At 61.3% G+C, this 19,596-nt stretch carries 12 protein-coding genes; 6 read left to right on the plus strand and 6 right to left on the minus strand.

Annotation, left to right across the window (positions count from 1 at the left end):
- The first annotated feature begins 48 nt into the window (after nucleotides 1-48).
- Together aspD and aspT are read left to right on the plus strand one after the other, a co-directional pair.
- A complete protein-coding gene (gene aspD, locus VVD49_RS12595) occupies nucleotides 49-1,704 on the plus strand; it encodes an aspartate 4-decarboxylase (RefSeq protein ID WP_327599527.1) in 1,656 nt (551 codons plus the stop codon).
- Complete coding sequence (gene aspT / locus VVD49_RS12600; RefSeq protein WP_327599528.1) at nucleotides 1,704-3,389, plus strand: aspartate-alanine antiporter; 1,686 nt, start codon at nucleotides 1,704-1,706, stop codon at nucleotides 3,387-3,389. Before aspD ends, aspT begins: the two co-directional genes overlap by 1 nt.
- Nucleotides 3,390-3,464: 75 nt before the next feature.
- Here the strand turns inward: aspT and VVD49_RS12605 are convergent, their stop codons facing one another.
- The 3 genes from VVD49_RS12605 to VVD49_RS12615 are packed head-to-tail and all read right to left on the minus strand — an operon-like array spanning nucleotide 3,465 to nucleotide 7,621.
- Nucleotides 3,465-4,301 carry an alpha/beta hydrolase gene (locus tag VVD49_RS12605; RefSeq protein WP_327599529.1) on the minus strand — a complete coding sequence of 279 codons (837 nt, stop codon included), beginning with the start codon at nucleotides 4,299-4,301 and terminating at the stop codon, nucleotides 3,465-3,467.
- A gap of 36 nt (nucleotides 4,302-4,337) precedes the next feature.
- Nucleotides 4,338-5,516 carry a hypothetical protein gene (locus tag VVD49_RS12610; RefSeq protein WP_327599530.1) on the minus strand — a complete coding sequence of 393 codons (1,179 nt, stop codon included), beginning with the start codon at nucleotides 5,514-5,516 and terminating at the stop codon, nucleotides 4,338-4,340.
- Nucleotides 5,513-7,621, minus strand: coding sequence for a tetratricopeptide repeat protein (locus VVD49_RS12615; protein ID WP_327599531.1), 2,109 nt, complete (start codon nucleotides 7,619-7,621; stop codon nucleotides 5,513-5,515). The genes VVD49_RS12610 and VVD49_RS12615 overlap by 4 nt, the downstream gene beginning before the upstream one ends.
- 300 nt (nucleotides 7,622-7,921) lie before the next feature.
- On the opposite strand from VVD49_RS12615, the gene VVD49_RS12620 reads away from it, so the two are divergent.
- A complete protein-coding gene (locus VVD49_RS12620; RefSeq protein WP_327599532.1) occupies nucleotides 7,922-10,492 on the plus strand; it encodes an autotransporter outer membrane beta-barrel domain-containing protein in 2,571 nt (856 codons plus the stop codon).
- A gap of 77 nt (nucleotides 10,493-10,569) precedes the next feature.
- Here VVD49_RS12620 and VVD49_RS12625 read toward each other — a convergent pair whose 3' ends face one another.
- Nucleotides 10,570-11,529: an alpha/beta hydrolase gene (locus tag VVD49_RS12625; protein WP_327599533.1), complete on the minus strand. Its 960-nt coding sequence runs from the start codon at nucleotides 11,527-11,529 to the stop codon at nucleotides 10,570-10,572.
- A gap of 254 nt (nucleotides 11,530-11,783) precedes the next feature.
- Nucleotides 11,784-12,824: an MBL fold metallo-hydrolase gene (locus tag VVD49_RS12630; RefSeq protein WP_327599534.1), complete on the minus strand. Its 1,041-nt coding sequence runs from the start codon at nucleotides 12,822-12,824 to the stop codon at nucleotides 11,784-11,786.
- A 290-nt stretch (nucleotides 12,825-13,114) separates the two neighbouring features.
- Between VVD49_RS12630 and VVD49_RS12635 the strand changes: the two genes are divergently transcribed.
- Complete coding sequence (locus VVD49_RS12635; protein WP_327599535.1) at nucleotides 13,115-14,416, plus strand: TolB family protein; 1,302 nt, start codon at nucleotides 13,115-13,117, stop codon at nucleotides 14,414-14,416.
- 234 nt (nucleotides 14,417-14,650) lie between these two features.
- Nucleotides 14,651-16,294 carry a right-handed parallel beta-helix repeat-containing protein gene (locus VVD49_RS12640; protein ID WP_327599536.1) on the plus strand — a complete coding sequence of 548 codons (1,644 nt, stop codon included), beginning with the start codon at nucleotides 14,651-14,653 and terminating at the stop codon, nucleotides 16,292-16,294.
- An 87-nt stretch (nucleotides 16,295-16,381) separates the two neighbouring features.
- On the opposite strand, the gene VVD49_RS12645 is transcribed toward VVD49_RS12640, so the two are convergent.
- Nucleotides 16,382-17,869 (minus strand): sensor domain-containing diguanylate cyclase, encoded by a 1,488-nt coding sequence (locus VVD49_RS12645; protein ID WP_327599537.1) that lies wholly within the window; start codon nucleotides 17,867-17,869, stop codon nucleotides 16,382-16,384.
- A gap of 261 nt (nucleotides 17,870-18,130) precedes the next feature.
- On the opposite strand from VVD49_RS12645, the gene argG reads away from it, so the two are divergent.
- Nucleotides 18,131-19,474, plus strand: coding sequence for an argininosuccinate synthase (gene argG, locus VVD49_RS12650; RefSeq protein ID WP_327599538.1), 1,344 nt, complete (start codon nucleotides 18,131-18,133; stop codon nucleotides 19,472-19,474).
- The last annotated feature ends 122 nt before the right edge of the window (nucleotides 19,475-19,596 follow it).

Raw genomic sequence — 19,596 nt, forward strand, 5'->3', positions numbered from 1 at the left:
GATCAGTCGCCGGGCAACATCGGGTCAGCAACGCTACAGGAGGATCGTATGGCGCTCACACTCAAAACCAGTCGCAAGGAACAAAGAGCTCTCAAGGTGCTTTCGCCCTTCGAGCTCAAGGACAACCTGATTCATCTGGCCAAGGACACGGCGCTGATATCGACGGCGACCATGCTCAATGCCGGGCGTGGCAACCCGAACTGGGTGGCGACCGAGCCGCGCGAGGCCTTCTTCCTTCTCGGGCGTTTCGCGCTGGGCGAATGTCGTCGCATTCGCGATGACAAGATCCTCGCGGGCATGCCCGCCCGGCAGGGCATCGCGCAGCGTTTCGAACTATTCCTGGATCTCAATCGCACCGAGCCCGGCGTGGACTTCCTGCGCGGCGTGTTGAGCTACGGGGTCGAGAAGAAGGGCTTCGACCGCGACGCCTGGATTCATGAACTGACCGACTCCATCATCGGCGACAACTACCCGGTGCCCGACCGCATGTTGCTGCACGTCGAAGACATCGTGCACGACTACCTGATCAAGGAGATGTGCGATGGCCGGCCGCCCAAGGGGAGCTTCGACCTGTTCGCGGTAGAAGGCGGCACGGCGGCCATGTGCTACATCTTCGACTCGTTGATGCAGAACGGGCTCTTGAAAAAGGGAGACTCGGTTGCGCTGTTCCTGCCGACGTTCACGCCGTACATCGAGATCTGTCATCTCGAGCGTTTCAGTTTCAATGTCGTTGGCATTCACGGCGACGCAGTGGGCAAGGACGGTGCGCACACCTGGCACTACACCGATGCCCAGCTGGAGCAGTTGGCTGACCCCAAGATCAAGATGGTGGCTGTGGTGAACCCCAGCAACCCGCCCTCCGTTGCGCTGTCGGCACATGAACTCAAGCGCATCGTAGACATCGTCAAGCACAAGAACCCCAACCTCATGGTGGTGACTGACGATGTGTATGGCACCTTCGTGCCGAACTTCCGCTCTCTCATGGCGGAGTTGCCGCACAACACGATCTGCGTCTATTCGTTCTCGAAGAATTTCGGGTGTACCGGTTGGCGCCTCGGAGTCATTGGCGTGCACGAGGACAACATCTACGACCGCATGATCGCCGAGCTGCCCGAAGCCTTCCAGAAGCAACTCGACAAGCGTTACGGGCCGCTCACGCTGGAGCCGCGCAAGATCAGCTTCATCGACCGCATGGTGGCAGACAGCCGCTGTGTCGCGCTCAATCACACGGCAGGCCTGTCGCTACCGCAACAAGTGCAGATGTGCTTCTTCGCGCTGACCCACTTGCTCGATGAGGCCGATGCCTACAAGCGCCTCACCGTCGAGATCTGCCACCGGCGGCGCGACCTGCTGTGGAAGGGCCTGGATATTCCCACGCCACCTGCCGACCCGCTGCGCGCCTGGTACTACGTGGAGCTCGACATCATGGTGTGGGCGGAATACAAGTACGGTGCGGAGTTCGTGGCCTACCTGACGAAGAACTACGAGCCGGTGGACTTCCTGTTCCGTATTGCCGAGCAGTCGTCCATCGTGCTCATGGATGGTGGTGGCTTCGGTGGCCCGCCCTGGTCGGTGCGGGTGTCGCTCGCCAATCTCAATGACGAAGACTACGCGCAGATCGGCAACTGCATGCGCAAGGCCGCCGAGGAGTATGTCGAGGCGTGGAGGACTGGCGTTACGCTCACGCCGAAAGGCAAGAGTTGATGTGGACGTGGTTTGTGGAGTTACTCAAGGGCCATCCCGACATGGCCCTGTTCCTGACTCTTGGTCTCGGTTTTCTCATCGGCAAACTGCGGATCGGCACTTTCACCCTGGGCTCGGTGACGGGTGTGCTCATCATTGGTGTGCTGGTCGGGCAGACCGGGGTCAAGATTTCTTCCGACCTCAAGACAGTCTTCTTCCTGCTGTTCCTCTTCGCGATCGGCTACAAGACTGGCCCGCAATTCTTCCGCGGGCTGAAATCGAGCGGGCTGCCGCAACTCGCACTCACCACGATCCTGTGCGTCACCGGGCTGGGCGCTTCTTACGCGGCCGCCAAGATTCTCGGTTTCGATGCGGGGACGGCCGCCGGGCTGGTGGCGGGCGCGATGACCGAGTCCGCGACGGTTGGTACCGCGACCGATGCCATCAACCATCTGCCACTCGACCCGGCCGCGCGTGAGTTGCTTCTCAGCAATGTCGCTGTCGCCTTCGCCGTGACTTATTTTCTTGGCGTTGTGACGGTGGTGGTATTCCTGTCGAAGGTCGGGCCGAAGCTCATGGGCGTTGACCTGGCAAGCGCCTGCGCGGAACTTGAACGCGAGATGGGCGTGATCAACGAAGAGGAGGGCGTGACATCGGCATATCACACGGTGTCGATGCGCGCCTATCGCCTGCCTGCCACGTTCGAGAGCAAGACGGTGGCGGAGCTTGAAGCCCTGTTCGCACCACGCCGGGTGTTCATCGAGCGCGTGCGTCGCGGCAAGGAGCTGCTGCAGGCTGAACCGGCGTTGATGCTGCAGGCAGGAGACGGGGTGGCCGTTTCAGGGCGGCGCGATGTGCTCGTGGCAGCAGCGAAAACGGTGGAGCCGGAGGAGATCGAGGACAGGGAGCTGCTCGACATTCCGATGCTGACGCTCGATGTACTGGTCACGCAGAAAGCCGTGATCGGCAAGACCATACGCGAAGCGCGCGCGAACACGGCGATCCGTAGCGTCTTCGTGCCGAAGATCGTGCGCGCGGGCGAAGAGCTCCCGCTGACACTCAATACCGCGATCGAACGTGGTGACGTCGTCACCCTGTCAGGCTCCAAAGACAATGTCGAACGCGTCGCCGCAAGGATGGGTTTTGCAGACCGGCCTGGCTCGACGACCGACGTGGTGCCCGTCATGATCGCCTTGTTCCTCGGCAGCGTCATCGGCATTCCCGCAATCGCCATCGGCAAGCTGGACATTGGCCTGTCGCAGAGTGTCGGCGTCTTGCTGGGCGGCATCCTGTTCGGTTGGCTGCGCTCGGTGCGCCCTCAACTGGGGCAGGTGCCGGAAGCTGCCTTGTGGATTTTCGACTCGCTGGGCCTCACCGTCTTTCTCGCCGCTACCGGCATCATGGCCGGGCCGGATTTCGTGCGCGGGCTCAAGGAGTCGGGCGTGAGCCTAGTCATCGCCGGCATCCTCTGCGCCATGCTGCCGCATCTCGTCGCCATCCTCATTGGCCGCTATGTGATGAAGATGCACCCTGGCGTACTGCTCGGCGTGTGCGCTGGTGCCGGCACCAGCGCACCCGGGCTGGCTGCCGTGCAGGAGGCAGCGAGGAGCAAGATACCTACGCTGGGTTACGGTGCGAGTTATGCCATCGGCAACGTCTTCCTGGCCCTGTGGGGCTCGGTGATGGTGTTGCTGACTGCGGGATAGGCGAGTTTGTTCGCGCAATCCATGAGGCTGCTTACCCGTATCAGTTACGGATTCCGGATCTTCACAGCAGCACGGCTATCGTGACGTTTCTTCCGGCACGCAGCGCGGCTGTGAAGCGAGCAGCCGAGGCCAGAGCACATCCCACGCTCCTTCGTGCGACAGACCCTCGATCACTTTGTCTTGCGCGCACGCGCCGACCTTGGTGACGAAACCACGTGTGATCGCGGGTGGAACAATGGTGTCGTCCGAACCTGTGAAATGGATTTGCGGAATGTTCGCCACGTTTGCCACGACATCGGCCGGGTTGAGCGAGTCCGGCATCAGTGACACACGATGAAAGCGGTTGACGGCATCATGATCAAGATTGCCGGCTACCGTACGCAGTGACGCGACATCCTGCCGCCGGGCTGCGAGCAGAACGGCGATTGCGCCACCACCGGAATAGCCAACGAGGTCCACACGTTGCCCGGGAGTTCGGGCCATGTAGTGTGTGACAAGGTCATTCATCGCTGCGACGACTTCCGGGGCGAAACGCTTGCCGGTCCAGTAGGCAACATCGCAAGACGAGCTGGCACTCAGTGGAATGTATTGGCAGGGACGCGCCAGATAGACCACATTCGCGCTGCGATCGGCAGCAGCCAGGCTGAGTCCTACCGGCCGACGCGGGGTCGGATCATCCGAGGGCTGATTGCGTGTTCGCCATGCCAGGCCATCGCCTTCGATGTAGACAGTGAGCGGACGGCTGACATCAGAAATGCGCACATACGTCGTGAGAAGAAACGGCCCGGCCGCTATCTGCTCATGACGCAGATCGGCTGATCGGGCAATCGCGTTTGCGTGCAGGCGTGGATCCGTCGCACACGCGGATACGAGTACGCAGAGTGCCCATACAAACGTTTCCCGTAACTTCATCTGCGAGTCACCGTGCAGTAGAAGTGTCAGTACGTGTCATGTCACACCGTCGCGCAACTTGCCTAGTGCAGCGGCAACAGATTGCATCACCGGCCCCCACTCTCCTCTTGTTTGCTGGCGGAACAGGCGTACTGACGGATACCAGGGTGTGTCCTCACGCTGCAGCAGCCAGCGCCAGTCCGGCAGGAAGGGCAGCAACACCCAGGCCGGGCAGCCGAGGGCGCCCGCCAGATGCACGGGCGATGAATCCACGGACACCAGCGTGTCGAGCAGCGTCATGATCGCGGCCGTATCGTCGAAGTCGTGAATCTCGTCGCTCAGCGACACCAGTGCCATACCCGGAGGCGGGTTCGCGCTTTGCGCTGCGGCCGGGCCTTTTTGCAAGGCGACGAATGTGATTCCGTCCTGAGCCAGCGGCGCGAAGTCGGCGAGCGTCATTGAGCGTCGCGCGTCATTGCCATGCGCTGGCCGTCCCGCCCACACCAGTCCGACCAGGGGACGTGGCAATGATGCCAGGCGCGCACGCCATTTCTCGACACGCGCAGGGTCGGCACTCAGATAACCAGTGCTTACTGGAAGGTCACTCAATTGCAGGCCCAGAGCCATGGGCAAGCTCATCAGCTCGCAGTGAAAATCGAACGCAGGAGGAATCGTGCCTCGCGCGATGATTTCGTCATAGCCGGCACAACGTCTGGCCAGCGCACGGCTCTCGGCATTAACCTCCAGAATCACACGGGCGCCGCTGCGTTCGCGCGCCCAGGCCGCCAGGCGCAGGAACTGGAAGGTGTCGCCGAAACCCTGCTCATCGTGAATCAGCAAGGTCTTGCCGCTGATGAGCTGGCCCTCCCAGCGCGGCTTCTGCATATGCCGCTCGATCATAAGCGTGTGGTCAAGCTTGTAGCGAAAACGGTATTCACGCCAACCGCGAGTGAACTCGCCTTGCAAAAGCAGGATCTCCGACAAGTCGAACCTGGCGCCCATGTCGCCCGGAGTTGTCTGTACGACCATTTCCAGTATCTGCCGACTCTCGTCGAACTTGCCTTGCGGACGAATGGCATACACGAATTGCTTCCAGAGTGGGATAGGGCCCGATCCGCCTGCCAGTACCGGACGCAGCAGCGCCTCGGTTTCCTCGAAACGCGCTTCCTTGAGCAAGGCAGCTGCTTGCTGAAAAATCGCGTCGTAGTCGAATATGGTTCCCGTCGGCACGATCATCTCGCCTCTTCAGCAGGCTGAGCTACCCCAAGCGCCGCCAGCAAGGGGCCAAGCTGCGAAGCATGGCGATGCCAGCGACCCTTCGAGGTCGCATAGATCGGTTTCCGCACCTGGCTCACGCTGGCGGTACGCACCACGCGGCGTGTGTTGTAGAAACTCAGGCAAGCGTCATCCCACGGCATGTCGACGAAAGCAACGAGACGCCGCGCTTCGCCCTCCAGATCGTCCACAACGACTTCATAGTCGACTTCAAGGAAACGTTCCGGCGGCAAGACCTTGCGCAAGCGCTCCATGAAAACCTGATAGTCGCGATGGAAGGCGCCCAGTTCATCGAGACGATATGCAAAAAACTGCTCGCCCATGAAATGCTTGCTGTAACAGGACAGGCAGGTATCCACCGGGTCGCGACGACAATGAATGATGCGTGCGCCGGAGAGAATCAGCGGTATCAATCCGGCATACAGGAAATTTCCCGGCATCTTGTCGACCAGGCGCAGCGCAGCGGGTGCCAGGCCTTCTGTATGTCTCAGGTAGTCGCGTCCGATTCGTGCAAAGTCCTCCGCGTCCCAGTGCGCCAGCGCATCGGGAAACGCGCCCGCCCGGTCGATGACCTGGCGCAAGGCGCCCAGTTCTCCCGCGCCGTGAATGCCGGGATGCGATGCCAGGATCTGCTCCACCAGGGTCGTGCCGGAGCGCGGCATGCCGACGATGAACACCGGTCGCGCGGAGGCCGCGCCTGCATTCTTGAACTTGTCCATCAGGGCCGGGGTAAAGGCCGCAGAAATCTTTTGCATCCATGCGCCGGTCTGCGCCGCATCGTAGCTGAACGTGGCGCGCTTCATGGCGTTGCCCTTGTTCAGATGGAAAAACGCGCGGTCCGAATTTCCGGTATCCAGATAGGCTTTACCAAGCGCGAAATGCAGACTCATCTGCTCACTGATCGTCGGCGTCAGCTCACGAACAAGCGCCGCTTCCATGGCAGCAATATCCGGATCATCACTGCGATAGGTCTTGGTGTCGGAGCTCGCAGCGAGCGCGCGCGCCGAACCGGGAAAACGTTCCAGCGCACGTTCAAAAGCAGCTATGGCATCGTCATTACGCCCGGCTTCCATGAACAGCAGTGCACGCCCGACCAGGGCTTCTTCGGCGATCGTCCCCGGCAACGCGGCAGCGCGCTCAAAAGAAACTCCAGCCTCGTCGTGCTGCCCCAGCGCCTGCAAAACCTGCCCCAGCACATTGTGCGCATTCGCATTGTCGGGCGCGATGCTCAGAGCCTGGCGCGCGTACGCAAGTGCGTCCTGAAACTGGTCACTCTTCAACAGTAGTTGCGCTCGCGCGGTCAGCGCGCCGGTGTGTTGTGGCGCAAATGAAATGAGGGCATCGATCCAGCGGCGGGCATCGGCATAACGCATGCGCGACATTTCGATCTGGGCCAGATTGAAATACGCATCCGCCAGTTGCGGGTTGATATCGATGGCGCGCTGCGCAGCCGCGATGGCATCATCGAATTGACCACGATCGTTCAGCAGATATGCGAGGTTGCTGTACACCTCGGCATAGTCGGGGCGCAGCGCAAGCGCACGCTGGTAAGCCGTTTGTGCCAGTTCGAGCTGCCCCATGCGCTTGTAAGTGTTGGCAAGGTTGTTGTACGCCTCTGCGTTGTCAGGCTGTAGCGACACGACACGTTGCAGGCATTCCAGGCTCGCTTCGAACTTGCCACTTTCCTGCAGGATGATGCCCAGGTTGTTCCAGGCTGCGACCAGTTGCGGCTCTCGTTGCACTGCTTGACGCGCGGCCTGTTCCGCTTCTGTCAGCAAGCCCTTCTGGCGACACATTTCTGCCAGATTGCTGCAATACGTGGCGGGCACTACGGGTGACAGGCAAGCCTTGCGCAGATATTCAATGGCGAGGTCGAGCTTGCCATAGGCGTGTGCGATCAGGCCCAGCAGATGCAGCGCATCAGGGTGATGCGGAATGACCTGCAGCACTTGCAGGCAACGATACTCGGCCTGCTGCGCCTGCCCGGCATTCCAGTGCGCGTAAGCCTGATTGAGCGCCTCTTCGAGCGTGACGGGTGACGCAACAGGATAGTTATTCTTGTTCAAGAGTGCTCCACAGCGATCAAGACACCTAAGCCACGTAAGCCGCAAAGTCTAGTTTGTCTGCAGGCAGTGCTGACGCGCGAACAAAGCCCGAAAAAGCACGCTCCGCAATGATTTGCCAAACCCTCTCAATCCCGTAGCGCATTGTGCTCAGGGCTGGAATCTTCGGTAAACCCTCTCTTCAGAACACCGTGGCAACGTCGATAAACGTGAAGACACCTGTGCCCGCAATCAGTCGAGAGTCACCAGAACATGCATACAAAAATCCAGCCAAGGCACGCTCTCCCTTTCCAACGCTCTGTGATGAGCGTGGCGCTTACCGCAGCGCTGGCGATGATGGCATCTGCCGAAGTAAGGGCTGCATGCATAACCCTAAGCAGTAACGCCACGGTTACCGGTCCGACCTCAACTTGCCTGACCTGGGCCGGTGGCAATCTGAGTCTCACCAATAACGGGACCCTCAACGGCCCTTCGAGTCCGCAAGTGGAAGCAACCGGGTCGCTCCCGGGCACCTTGACCAACCGCGGGTTGATCAGCGGTGCAAGCATCGGCGTCCTGAATAGCGGCACCATTTCGCTCCTGAACAACAACGGCGGCAGGATCACCGGCGCTACATCGGCGATCAGTCTTGGCTCGGGATCCCGCATCACTTCACTGTTCAATAACGTAAACGGCACCCTCACCGGCACCATCAGTGGCCAGACCGCTATCCTGAGCAGCGGAGGCACGATCGGAACGCTGACGAATAACGGCTTGATCGGCGGAACTACCCGGGGGATCAGCATGCTCTCCGGGGCCAACTTCACCTCGCTGCTCAACAACACTGGTGGCACCATCAGCGGCCCGACAGCAATCTCGGCCAGCAACAGCACAATCGGCACGCTGACGAATACCGGCCGGATCACCGGAACGACCCTGGGGATCAAGCTTGTCTCTGCGGCCAGCATCACCTCGCTGATCAACAATGCCGGTGGCACCATCAGTGGCCCGACCGCGATCCTCAGCAGCGCGGGCACGATCGGCACGCTGACGAATACAGGCCTTATCAGCGGCAGCAGTTTTGCCCTCAATGGGGTGTTTGGCACGATCGCCAACAATGGCGGCACCATTGCGGGCAACATCCAGGGCACATCCGGTTCGCCCCTGACTATCACCGGCGGTACAGGATCGACCTTCGGCACGTTGACGGGGTCGGGCAGCAGCATCGGCACCATCACTAACACTTCATCGAATCTGGTCTTCAGTTCAGGCAACCTGCTCCTGAACGACCATATCAATGTCGGCAGCAACACGGTGACCAATTCCGGCGCAACACTGCAAGTCAATAACACGATCGCCATCACCGGCAACTACACGCAGAATGCTGGTGCAACCTTGAATATCGGCGTCGCAAACGGCGCGGTCACGACCGGGGTCGTCAGTGCCGACAGTGGCTATGGCCGGCTGGTGATATCGGGCGTCGCGACCTTCAATGCAGGTTCCGGCGTCGCACTCAAGAAACTCAGCAGCTATGCCTTCGCACAAGGCCAGCGGTTTGTCGTGGCGCAGGCAAACAATGGCAGTGCAAACTTCAACGCCAGTGCGCTGAATTATTCGGCGGACAGTTACAGCGGCGGCATATACGGTACGAGCGTCACCGACAGCGATGACAGCACAAAGACCGATCTGGTCGTCACACTGGGCACTCCGCCTCCCGCACCAACGCCTACCCCGACTCCAACACCCAGCGCAACGACACCGATCATTGCGGCAACCACGCCGGATGCCGTTTCGTCGTTGTCGGGCTTGTTCCGTTATGGCGGTACCAATGCGGACATGCTCAACATGTTCAATGCTGCAGCAGCCCTTGGCGCCACAGCAGAAGCCAACCGCGCCGGGGCGCAATTGAGTCCTGCCGCAAACACGGCTTCGACCGTTCAATCGGCACAGGCCCCCACGCAAGCGGTGGTCGACGTTGCGTCATCCCGTGTCGATATGTTGCGCACTGCGCAGGTTGCCGGCAGTGGCGTGTCGACCGGCGAGCAAGGCAGCAATATCGCCTCGTGGGGTCAGGCGTTTGGCGGCAAGGCGAACCAGTCCGACCGTAGTGACACCAGCGGCTATCGCGCTGGCTACAGCGGCCTGCTGATCGGCGCCGATACCGCGATCAACCCTCAGTGGCGCGTCGGTGGCCTGATCAACTATGCGAACACTTCGGTCGACGCCACTGGTGACAATACCGGCAGCTCGTCGCACATCAAGGGTTATGGACTGCTTGGTTACGGTGGCTATACAGCAGAGCGCTGGTACCTCAATCTGTCGGGCGGTGCTGTAAAGCAGAAGTACGATACGCAGCGCAGCGTCAGCTATACGGGCTTCAGTGGCAATGCAACGGGCCAGTACGAGGGCACGCAATACATTGCATCGGGACTGGCTGGTTTTCCGGTCAAGCTTGACACTGCGATGACGCTTACGCCGATCACGGGCCTGACCTGGAGCCACCTGATACAGGAGGCTTATACCGAGACCGGCAGCACTGCCGCCCTGCATGTCAACGCCACGAGTGCCACGTCCCTCAGGAGCGATCTGGGCGCGAAGCTGGAGCGTACCTTCAAGACCTCGTATGGCGAGATCACGCCGATCGCGCTAGTAAGCTGGCGGCATGAATTCCGCGATACCAGCGTGCAGTCGGTGGCCAACTTTGCGGCGGATACCAGTGGCGCAACCAGTTTCACGACACGCGGCTCGACTGGTCAGGCGGATACCGGCGTGCTGGTCCTGGGCGCTACGCTGGCGCGCAGCCAGAATCTGACACTGGCCGCGCACTACACCTTGAACGCTGCCAATGGTTACACCTCTCAAACAGCAGACTTGAGGTTGAGATACGAGTTCTGATGTCGTCTGGTCGCACAAGAAAAAGCCCGCCAACAGGCGGGCTTTTTCTTGCGTGGCATTGCTTGCGTTGCAGCGTCTTACTGGATGTATCCGAGCTTCTTCATCCAGTCCGCAGCGAGGTTCGGCCAGTTCGATACCGGCAGTTGACGTGCATCGCGAATGCCGAAGCCGTGGCCGCCTTCCTTGAAGGTGTGCAGCTCGCATGAGCCACCGATCTTGTTGAGGCCGTTGCAGAAGCCGATGCCATTGCTCGGCGGCACGGCGGGGTCGTCTTCAGCCAGCACCACGAAAGTGGGTGGTGCGTCCTTGGTGAGGTTCTGGTCGGACGAGTAGGCCTTGATCAGTTCGGGTGAGGGATCCTTGCCGATCAGGTTGGTGCGCGACTCCATGTGCGTGTTGGCGTTCTCCATCGAGGTGACGGGGTAGAGCAGGATGGTGAAGTCGGGGCGCGCCGAGAGGGCGTCGGCCTCGTCCATCGGCTCATACACTTTCTTGGCGAATTGCACGTCGAGGCTGGAGACCATATGGCCACCGGCCGATGCGCCGAGGAAGCCGATTTTCGCGGGATTCAAGTTCCATTCCTTGGCGTGGGCGCGCACGTAGCGGATGGCGCGTTGCGCGTCCTGCAGGGGTGCGTCCTTGCCATTGGCATGGCCTTCCGCGGGCAGGCGGTATTGCATCAGGAACACGGTGACGCCATAGGGGTTGAGCCAGCGCGCCATCTCGGCCGATTCCTTGTCGATCGCCATGCGCGTGTATGAGCCGCCCGGCGCAACGATCACGGCCGTGCCGTTGGGCTTGTCTGGCACGATGGCGGTCAGGTTCGGACGGGTGACGCCGGTGAGCGCGCGGTCGGGCCAGTAGGCGACCTTGCTACGCTCGGTCACCGTGAGCTTGGCCGGCGAATTCTCCGAGCCGGGGGCGATGCCATTCGGCCAGATTTCGAGCACGTCGCGTGTCTTCAAGGGTGCTGCCTGCGCCACGCTGGACAGTACCAGTCCAAGCAACAACATCGGTGTCAAACACTTGCTACGCATTGCCTACCTCCTGCTGGTGGTGCCCGCTGTGTTGCGGGCTTCGGGAAATCGGAGCGGGCATTGTGGGCAAAGCGCCTGCCTGGCGATATGCGCGAATGCCCTAGGAGTGACTTGAGGCAAATGCCTGTTACGACCGCGAGCCCTTGGATGCAAGGGCGCAATGCAGGTGGATGCTGCCTGCGGAGACGGCATGAGGTTCCTCAACAACCGTCGTCATCTCGCTCTGTGCCGGGATGACGAAACTGGTGGCAGCGTCAGGGCTCGCTGCCCGTCTTCAGCGGATAACCTGCTTCGCGCCAAGCCTTCATGCCGCCGTCCAGCGCGACGGCGCCAGCGAAGCCCATCTCGCGCAGCGTGGCGGTGGCGAGCGTGGACACCTTGCCGATCTCGCAGCAAGCAAGGATGCGACGGGTCGGGTCGGGCAGTTCCTGATTCACGCGCAATTCGAGCTGACCGCGCGGCAGCAGTCGCGCGCCGGGAATGTGGCCGGCTTCATAGGCATCACGTTCGCGTACGTCGAGCACGATCAGGCTGGTGTCCGCCTGCTCGACTCTTGCCTTGAGCGCGGCGAGCGACATGAAGGGCACGCTGGCCGCGGCTTCGTCGAGCATCTGTGAGACCGACTTGCCGCCGCTCATGTTGACGCGCAGCGCTTCGGTGATGTGTGTGGGCATCGACAGGTTGAGCGTGTTCATCAGCTCGGCGAAGGCGGCGGGGTCGGTGTATTGCAGGCGCGGGTTGCTGCTCAACTCGTCGGCAATGGTGCTGCTCTTGCGGCCCTTGTAGTCGTGCGCGGGAAAGATCTTGAGCGCCGGGTCGAGCTTGAGCAGATGGTTGAACAGGCTGTCATGCAGCGCAAGCGGGTCGCCACTCGGCAGGTCGGTGCGACCCGTGCCGCCGATCAGTAGCGTGTCGCCGGTGAAGACGCGATCTTCGAGGCGCAGGCACATCGAGTCGCGCGTGTGGCCGGGTGTGTGCAGGGCCTCGATACGCATGCGGCCTAGCATCAGCATCTCGCCATCGCCGAGGCGCATGTCGACGAAGGGCATCGGGCTGTTGCGATGCATGACGACGGGCGCATGCAGTCGCTTCGCCAGCGTGTGCGTGCCGGAAAAATGGTCGGCGTGCGTGTGGGTGTCGATCAGGTAGCGGATGTGCAGACCGTCGCGCGCGGCGAGGGCGAGGTACTGATCGAGCTGGCTGACCTCAGGGTCGATCAGCGCGGCGGCATGGGTTTCGGTGCAGCCAATCAGGTAAGACTGACAGCCCCCGGTCGCAATCTGCTCGAAGATCATGGCTACCTCCAGTTAAGGTGAAGGCCGTGCGTTTGTCAGCCACATGGATCGCACAGGCTGTCGCTACTTTCATCGGGGCCGGGCCTGCGGTCAAGTCGCGTCTCGCCGGGGTGAGCTCATGACACGGCATGACGCCGGGCCAGCACGGCTACAATACGCCTTGGTCATATGAGAACAAAGCGCAGAAGTGGCCAAGGCGAGCGTGGCGCGCGACAACGTCATCCCGCCACAAACGGCGACAAGCCGAACCACGTGCAGGTCTGGGCGTTGTCTGGAACAGGGGGAATACAGTGCATATTCTGATTGGTCTGCTGGTCGTCGTTGCAGTCGCTTACTTTCTCTATCGTGCTTCGACCGCGGCGGGCGGGGCGCCCGCAGTGGCCGTGCAGGCCAACTCGGAACTGGCTGCCGAGGCAGCCACGCTGGATGTAGCCTTCGTGGCTGACGGCAAACTTTTCTACCGCACGCCCGGTGCGCCCGTCATGCAGTTGCACAGTACGCACATCGAGGAAGCGCTGGACCGCCGCGAGCGCAGCCGGCAGAAAAATGCGTGGAAGGAGAACACCAGCTTCGGCATCGCAGCAGGTGGCCGCATGCGCCAGATGAGCGCGGCCGACACGCCGATTGCGATCACCTCTGCCGCTTTCGATGAGCACGAGAACACCTTGTTATACGTGCTCAAGGACGAATCCGTCGGCGGCCTGTTCTCCTGCCGTCCGGGCTCCGGCGCCGAGCAACGTCTCCTGCTCAAGCAGCAGCTGCATCTCGACGATCTCAGCCTGTCGCCCGACGGCAAGATGCTCGCAGCAAGCTCGATCAGCGGCGGCATCGCCAATATCGTGGTGCTCAATCGCGATGGCAGCGGCTTGCGTGAAGCCACGGGTGGGGATTCCTTCGACACGGCACCGGCCTGGTTGCCGGGCGTGGAGAACCGTTTGTTGTTCCAGTCCGCAGGGCTGGCGCGGCATGCGAGCGGGCAGGTGATTGCACTGGGTAACGCCACGATCCAGATGCTGAACATGCAGTCCGGCACCGTGTCGTCCGTGCTCGAGGATGCGCGCTACGACTTCATCAACCCGCGCGTCTGCCCCAAGGGCAATCTGCTATTCATCCGCCGCCCCTACGAGCCGCCGCAATATGGTGCGGGCAACGTCGTGCTCGACACGATCTTCTTCCCCTTCCGCCTCGTACGCGCGGTCTTTCACTACCTCAACTTCTTCTCGCTCATGTATTCGCGCAAGCCGCTGACCAGCGCCTCGGGCCCTGCTGTGGAAGCGGACATGAAGCAGATCATGTTGCAAGGCAAGCGCATTGACGCGGAAAAGCTCTTGCGTAGCCCGCGCACCATCCACGGCGTGCCCTCCCTTGTGCCGCAATCGTGGGTCCTGGTCAGCCGCACGCCGGCAGGCGTCGATACGGCGCTGGCGACGAATGTCGCGTCGTATGACATCGATGCGCGCGGCCGCATCGTGTACTCGAACGGCCGTGGGGTGTTCGCGCTCGGCGAGCAGGGCAAGTCAGCCCTGGTGCTGCAGAGTGACCTCGTTGCCGATGTGTTCGCCGCACGTCTGCAGCCACAACTGGCGGAGTGAGTCAGCCAGCTTTGATCGCGCGCGCGGGGCCTCCGGTTCCGCGCTGATGCGACTTGCGCGGGCGGCCAGTCCGACGTTCTTCTCGTCGGCATTTCCGCGTGTTGCAGTGCTCCTGGCCTTTAGTTAATAAGTGTTACTATTGTTGCGGTTTGTAGGAGTCTGTCCTACAACCAAGGTGGTAGTGCCGCAACGTGCCGGTATGCGTTGCAATCAAAATAAAATCAGGAGACACAAATGCTTAGCAAATATCTGCTTGGCGGCGCTGCCGCCATGCTGCTGGCTGCCAACGCGCATGCCGCAACAGATGCTCCATCCGGTTACACCAAGTGCGTGCAGAACACGGGCGCAACCTGTTCCTTCAGCGGCACGCGTTCCGTCGCGCTGGGCAAGTCCGGCAGCTTCGTTTACGGCACCTTTACCAATAGCGTCGTGTGCTCGTCGAGCAACTTCCCGAGCAACACCTTCACGTCCAGTGCCTGGTGCTCCTACGCGGGCACGACGACTTCTTCGTCGAGCTCCAGCGTCGCAGCTTCGTCGAGTTCTTCGAGCAGCTCTGTTGCAAGCTCGGTCGCCAGCAGCTCTTCTTCCAGCAAGTCGTCCTCAAGCAGTTCAGTGGCCAGCAGCTCGGTCGCGAGCAGCTCTGTTGCCAGCTCCGTAGCCAGCACTGACCCGTATGTCACGGGCTGCGGCACGGAGACCAGCAACCTGACGGCCAGCAAGGTCTATTACGTGACGCCTTCGGGCTCTGCCAGCGGGGCGGGTACCAGCTTCTCCGCGCCGATGAGCCTCACGGCCGCCATCTCCAAGGTCAGCGCCGGCCAGATGATCCTGCTGCAATCCGGTACGTACGCCGTGCCTTACACCGCAGGAGCGAAGAACACCATCACCTTGTCGCAGTCCGGTACGTCCAGCGCGAAGATCTACATGGTTGCCGCCAACTGCGGTCGCGCCAAGATCGACTTCCAGTGGCCGACCAACACCTGGCTGCAGGACTCCTACGGCTTCTCCCTCACGGGTAGCTACTGGTACTTCAAGGGTATCGACGTGACGCGCGCGGGTTATCAGGGCGCCTATGTCACGGGCGCTTACAACACCTTCGAGAATGTCGCCTTCTACAACAACCGCAACAGCGGTCTGGAGATCAACAAGGGCGGTTCGTACACCAAGGTGATCAACGTCGACTCGTACAACAACTACGATCCGAAGAAGAACGGCAGCATGGCCGACGGTTTTGCTTCCAAGCAGACCCAGGGCGCCGGCAACTTCTTCTACGGCTGCCGTGCCTGGAGCAACTCGGATGACGGTTTCGACACCTTCGACAGTCCGCAAGCCGTGACCATCGAGAAGAGCTGGGCTTTCAGCAACGGCATCAACATCTATGGTGATAGCGCTTTCGCGGGCAATGGCAACGGCTTCAAGCTCGGTGGTAACGGCGCCGTGCAGCGCAATGTCATCAAGAACTCCGTGGCCTTCGGTCATCCCGGCAAGGGCTTCGACCAGAACAACAACACGGGTGGCGTGACGCTGTACAACAACACCGGCTACAAGAACAAGATCAACTTCAGCTGGGGTGGCACGCTGGCTTCGGGTGAGAAGAACATCCTGAAGAACAACGCTTCGCTGTCGGGCACCAGTGCCGACGTGATCGCCAACGCGACCTCGACCAACAACACCTGGAACAGCATCACGACCAGCAGCTCGGACTTCGCCAGCGTCGACACCAGCCTCGCGACGGCTGCACGTAATGCAGATGGCAGCCTGCCCAACAACAGCCTGTTCCGTCTGTCGTCGAGCAGCAATCTGATCGACAAGGGCGTCAACGTCGGCATCGCCTACAAGGGTGGTGCGCCAGACCTGGGTGCTTTTGAACTGAAGTAAGTCTTTGTGTGCGATCCGCCTGCTCGGCGGGTCGTGTGTGGAGTGAAAGCGCACGCTGACATCCGGCGTGCGCTTTTTTTTGCGGCATCAATCTGTTGTCTGCGTCTCGACGCGGTTGCGTCCGTTTGCCTTGGCGCGGTAGAGCGCCTGATCGGCGCGTTCCAGAATCGGTAGCCAGTCCTTGTCCGCTTCCAGTGACCAGGCGAGGCCGATGCTGATCGTGACGCGCAGCCCGGCCACCTGCTTCGATACGCGGGCGAGTGCGCTGAGTTCGCACAGGCGCTGGGCGATATCGAGTGCATCGGTGCTGCTGGTGTTGGGCAACGCGATGCAGAACTCTTCGCCACCTATCCTGCCCAGCACGTCATTGCGCCGCAATGTACGGGACCAGGTGCCGGGCAGGGCGGCGAGCACTTCGTCACCCACTGCGTGGCCGTGCTTGTCGTTGACCTGCTTGAAGTGGTCGATGTCCACCATGAGCAGTGCCAGCCCTTCCTGATGGCGCTGGGCACGCGCGAATTCTTTGCCCGCCTGCATCATGAATGCCCGCCGGTTCATGACACGGGTGAGGTCATCGGTCAGGGCCAGGCGCTGCAGCCTGCGTTGAGCCTGAAAGAGCGATCGCTGTGTGCGGTGAATGACAACTGCAAAAAGCAGGACCAGCAGACTCACCGCCGCGGCGGTCCATAACAAAGTGCGCCGCAAGGTGTAGTAGGGCGCCAGTGCCTCGTCCAGGCCGCGCGTGGTGACGGCCACGAGGGGGCCATCCTGCAGGCGCTCGAAGCTGACGATGCGCGCTATGCGATCGGTCGTCCGGCTGTCGAAGATGAAACTGCCATGACCGGTGCCGTGGAACATCTTGTATTCCGGGGTGCCACTGAAGTCCATGCCGATGAGCCGTGCATCGAAAGGCGCACGTGACAGCAAGCGACCATCCTCGCGAACCAGCACGATGCTGCCATGCTCCTTCATGCGCCAGCGATCGTGCGGTTCGGTGAGTCGATCCAGTTCAAGGGCTGCGAACACGACCTGCAGGCCGGCAACCTCCTGCGACAGTCGCCAGGAGACCGGGATGGTCCACTTGCCGGTGACCCGGCCCAGCACCGGGTCGCCGATGTGCAGGACCTGTGGCCCACCATTCAGCTGGGCGCGGTAATAGGCGCGGTCGCTGACATCGGCGAGCGGCTGTTCCGGATCGGGGATGTAGTGGAGCTGCCCATCGGAGCTCACCATGCGGATGTCGATCAAACCCCCTGAGAGCTTGCGTAGGTCATCGATCAACGCCACGAACTGTGGGTCATGCAGCGGGTCCTTGCCCGGGTAGCGTTGCAACCAGCGATCAACGACCCTCAGATCGGTTTCCACCGAACGGAAGAGTGAGTAGGTGTGCTGAGCGACGAGGCTATTCTGTTGAACCAGCTCCTTGGTGCTCGTTTCGATCAGCTTGCTGCGGTAGGTGTAGTTGAAGCTCAGTACAAGCGACCACAGCACGAGCAGCACGCCGACCACGAATACCCACAGACCTCGTTTCAGGATCTGTGTGGCCCAGCGAGTAGAGAGATGGGGCTGCGGCATGGAGCGGGCGTGTTCCGGAGTGATCGGGAGGCGACAGGCTTGCTTCCGACGAGCTTGCCCCATTTGTAACGGCGAAACCCCGTCCAACTTGCGTAAATCAAGCCGCCGCCGGCGACGGGCGTATTGCACAGCGGAATAGCCGGAAGTGTTTTGCCCGCCGTGACGATGGATTGCCCCGCATTGGCCGGTTTGGAAGACGGCGGCTACGGTGGCGCGTTACAATGCGCGCCTGCCTGATTTTCATCATTTCGAGACGTCCCTGTGACCGCAACCATTCTCCAGAAGATCCCCGCCGGCGAACGCGTCGGCATCGCCTTTTCCGGCGGCCTCGACACCAGCGCTGCCGTGCACTGGATGCGTGGCAAGGGCGCCGTGCCCTGTGCCTACACCGCCAACCTCGGCCAGCCCGACGAGAGCGACTACGAAGAGATCCCGCGCAAGGCACTGGCCTATGGCGCCGAGATCGCCCGCCTTATCGACTGCCGCCCACAACTCGTGGCCGAAGGCATTGCTGCGATCCAGTCCGGCGCTTTCCACATCAAGAGCGGTGGCGCGACCTACTTCAACACCACGCCGCTGGGCCGCGCCGTGACCGGCACCGCGCTGGTCGTCGCCATGAAAGCCGATGGCGTGAACATCTGGGGCGATGGCTCGACCTACAAGGGCAACGACATCGAGCGCTTCTATCGCTACGGCCTGCTGGCCAATCCGGCGCTGAAGATCTACAAGCCCTGGCTTGACCAGACCTTCATTGACGAGCTCGGCGGCCGCAAGGAGATGAGCGAATACCTCATCGCCAACGGCTTCGACTACAAGATGAGCGTCGAAAAAGCCTACTCGACCGACTCCAACATGCTCGGCGCGACGCACGAAGCGAAGGACCTCGAGTTCCTCAACGCCGGCATGCACATCGTCAAACCCATCATGGGCGTGGCGTTCTGGAAAGATGACGTCGCCATCAAGGCCGAGACGGTCAGCGTGCGTTTCGAAGAAGGCGTACCGGTTGCCATCAACGGCCAGACCTTCGCCAATGCAGTCGAGCTGTTCAACGAAGCTAACATCATCGGTGGTCGCCACGGTCTCGGCATGTGCGATCAGATCGAAAATCGCATCATCGAAGCCAAGAGCCGCGGCATCTACGAAGCCCCCGGCATGGCGCTGCTGCACATCGCTTACGAGCGCCTCGTGACCGGCATCCACAACGAAGACACCATCGAGCAGTACCGTATGAACGGCATGAAGCTCGGCCGCCTGCTGTACCAGGGTCGCTGGTTCGACCCGCAATGCCTGATGCTGCGCGAGACTGCGCAACGCTGGGTGGCGCGCGCCATTACCGGTGAAGTGACCGTGGAACTGCGTCGCGGCAATGACTACTCCATCATGGATACGGTCAGCGCAAACCTGACCTACGCGCCCGAGCGCCTGTCGATGGAAAAGGTGGAAGACGCCGCCTTCACGCCAGCCGACCGCATCGGTCAGCTGACCATGCGCAATCTCGACATCACCGATACGCGCCAGAAGCTCGGCATCTATGTCGGTGCCGGCCTGCTTGGCAAGGACTCGGATGGCAGCATCCCCTTGCTGACCGGTGGTGACGGCAAGTAAAGCGTAATCTGCATCGTTGTCCGGACAAGGCCCGCCTTTTGGCGGGCTTTGTTTTTTGCAGCAATCGCTATGGGACGAAGCGCGCGAAATAAATGCGTAATCGATCACGTTTGCTGACCGCA

The organism is Uliginosibacterium silvisoli (assembly GCF_036017035.1).
GTDB lineage: Bacteria > Pseudomonadota > Gammaproteobacteria > Burkholderiales > Rhodocyclaceae > Viridibacterium > Viridibacterium silvisoli.

Coding starts and splice junctions, on each gene's coding strand:
- aspT (WP_327599528.1), top strand. CDS start 1,704: ATGTGGACGTGGTTTGTGGAGTTACTCAAGGGCCATCCCGACATGGCC.
- aspD (WP_327599527.1), top strand. CDS start 49: ATGGCGCTCACACTCAAAACCAGTCGCAAGGAACAAAGAGCTCTCAAG.
- VVD49_RS12625 (WP_327599533.1), bottom strand. CDS start 11,529: ATGCGTAGCAAGTGTTTGACACCGATGTTGTTGCTTGGACTGGTACTG.
- VVD49_RS12610 (WP_327599530.1), bottom strand. CDS start 5,516: ATGATCGTGCCGACGGGAACCATATTCGACTACGACGCGATTTTTCAG.
- VVD49_RS12640 (WP_327599536.1), top strand. CDS start 14,651: ATGCTTAGCAAATATCTGCTTGGCGGCGCTGCCGCCATGCTGCTGGCT.
- VVD49_RS12630 (WP_327599534.1), bottom strand. CDS start 12,824: ATGATCTTCGAGCAGATTGCGACCGGGGGCTGTCAGTCTTACCTGATT.
- VVD49_RS12620 (WP_327599532.1), top strand. CDS start 7,922: ATGAGCGTGGCGCTTACCGCAGCGCTGGCGATGATGGCATCTGCCGAA.
- VVD49_RS12605 (WP_327599529.1), bottom strand. CDS start 4,301: ATGAAGTTACGGGAAACGTTTGTATGGGCACTCTGCGTACTCGTATCC.
- VVD49_RS12645 (WP_327599537.1), bottom strand. CDS start 17,869: ATGCCGCAGCCCCATCTCTCTACTCGCTGGGCCACACAGATCCTGAAA.